This is a genomic window from Acinetobacter sp. Li1LvA2 (assembly GCF_056156705.1).
The window spans coordinates 1-2,220 of sequence record NZ_JBSICF010000021.1; the positions used below are offsets into that span (position 1 = coordinate 1).

1 protein-coding gene and 1 pseudogene are annotated in these 2,220 nt (G+C 43.5%); both read left to right on the forward strand.

The genetic code is table 11. The features are described from left to right. Positions 1-160: pseudogene (locus ACS604_RS18890) on the forward strand (RND transporter); the annotation flags it as partial. After that, a partial coding sequence (locus tag ACS604_RS18895; RefSeq protein WP_474772639.1) for a type I secretion system permease/ATPase occupies positions 157-2,220 on the forward strand: 2,064 nt, incomplete at its 3' end. The pseudogene ACS604_RS18890 and the gene ACS604_RS18895, both read left to right, overlap by 4 nt.

Genomic DNA, 2,220 nt, shown 5'->3' on the forward strand with positions numbered 1-2,220 from the left:
GAATGCAGAGCAGGCCATTCATAGTGCTAATTCAGAGCTTGAGTCTGCACGTTATGACATCTACAACAGTATTGTTCAGTACATTTCGGCAACAGGACTTTCCCGCCAAGCCTATGGCTTAAATAATATTTCAATTCAGGGGTTCGAAGTACAACCATGATGACAAAAATAAATTACCAGCCCTGGTTACAGGCGGTCTTAACGATTGCTAAACATTATCGAATTGAGCCTTCAGAAGAAAGAATTCGTTTGCAACTTGACTGGAACCAGAATCAAAATCTTGATGATGTTTTGCAGTTAATGACACGTCAAGTTGGTCTCAATTTACGTAAAGTGCCGTTTTCTTTAGATGTGCTGAATCCGTGGCGCCTACCTGTCATGGTCGAGTTTAACGACGGACAGGTCGGTGTTGTTGATAAAGCAGATACTCAAGGAAATGTCAGTATCCAGTTTAGTGGAGATCAGGGACTTTCGCAGAACGTGTCTTTAGGTGCATTAAAAGATACGCTCAAAAATATTTATATCTTGCGTCCTGAAACCTCTATTCCCGATGCGCGTATTGACGAATATATTAAACCCTATGAAGCAAGCTGGTTCTGGTCAATTGTTCTAAGAGACTGGAAGCGCTACGTTGATATTATGTTTGCCTCACTCATTGCCAATGTACTGGCACTGGCAACCATTGTTTTCTCAATGCAGGTCTATGACCGTGTTGTGCCTTCTCAGTCTGTTCCAACCTTATGGGTTCTGGCTGGTGGTGTACTGATTGCAGCTATTTTTGAGTTTACCTTACGGGTAGCCAGAGTTTATTTGTCCGACATTATTGGTAAACGTGCGGACTTACGGGTTTCAGACCGTGTATTTGGTCATGCTCTAAGAATCAAGAATAAAGACCGTTCAAAGTCTACCGGTAGTTTTATTTCCCAGATTCGTGAGCTCGAAGGGGTTCGTGAACTGGTGACTTCAACTACCATTACTGCGATGGCAGATTTTCCATTCTTTTTCTTGTTCCTCACCATCTTCGCGATTATTGGCGGGAAATTGTTCTGGGTAATGTTACTGGTTGTGCCGCTTATGATTTTGCCGGGAATTCTTGTGCAGAAAAAGCTAGCTCAGCTCGCCCAAGAAGGCATGAGAGAATCTTCAATCCGTAACGCAATTCTTGTTGAAGCGGTGCAGGGTATTGAAGATATCAAGCTTTTACGTGCTGAATCACGTTTCCAAAACCAGTGGAACCACATGAATGAAGTTTCAGCCGATATCGGTATGAGACAGCGTAAAATTGTCGGTACTTTAATGGCATGGACACAAAAGATTCAAGGCTTGACCTACGCACTTGTTGTTTTGGTGGGAAGTTTTGCCGTGATGGCCGGTGAAATGACCACAGGTGCCTTAGTAGCCTGTTCAATTTTATCTTCACGTATGTTGGCACCAATTAGTCATATCACCGGTGTTTTAGGTCGTTTACAGCAGGCGAAAGTCGCTAAACAGAGTCTGGATGAGCTCATGCAACGCCCGATCGATCAGCCAGAGCGTTCACATCTGGTACATAAGGCTGCTTTAAATGGTGATTACGAATTAAAAAATGTCTTGTTCCAATATAGTGAGGATGAACCACGTCCGAGCCTTGCAGTTCGCCACTTAAAAATTCGTGCTGGTGAACGAGTTGCAATTCTGGGGCGCAATGGGGCGGGTAAATCAACACTGCTTCAGCTTCTCTCAGGAATGCAATTTCCTATTCAAGGTTCAGTACATTTAGATGGTCTGGATCTGTCTTTAATTGATCCATCTGATGTACGTCGTGATATGGGTTTACTTAACCAGAATGCGTATCTTTTCTACGGTACGATTCGTGAGAACCTTACTTTGGGTGCTCCGCTTGCAACCGATGAAGAGATTTTTCGAGTTTTAGTCATGACGGGTGCACTAAGTTTTGTTCAAGAGAAAAAAGAGGGACTAGATCACCTGATTTTAGAAGGTGGCGTGGGTTTCTCGGGTGGTCAGAAACAAGCATTGTTATTGGCTCGTTTATTGATTCGTCAACCTAACATTTTATTGCTCGATGAACCAACCGCCTCTATTGATGATGTGGCAGAGAAGCAATTGATTGATCATTTAAAAGGATGGCTGGCACATCGGACTTTGGTGGTTGCTACCCACCGCCGAGCTGTTTTAGAACTGGTGGACCGTATTATTGTGGTTAACGATGGCAAAATCGTG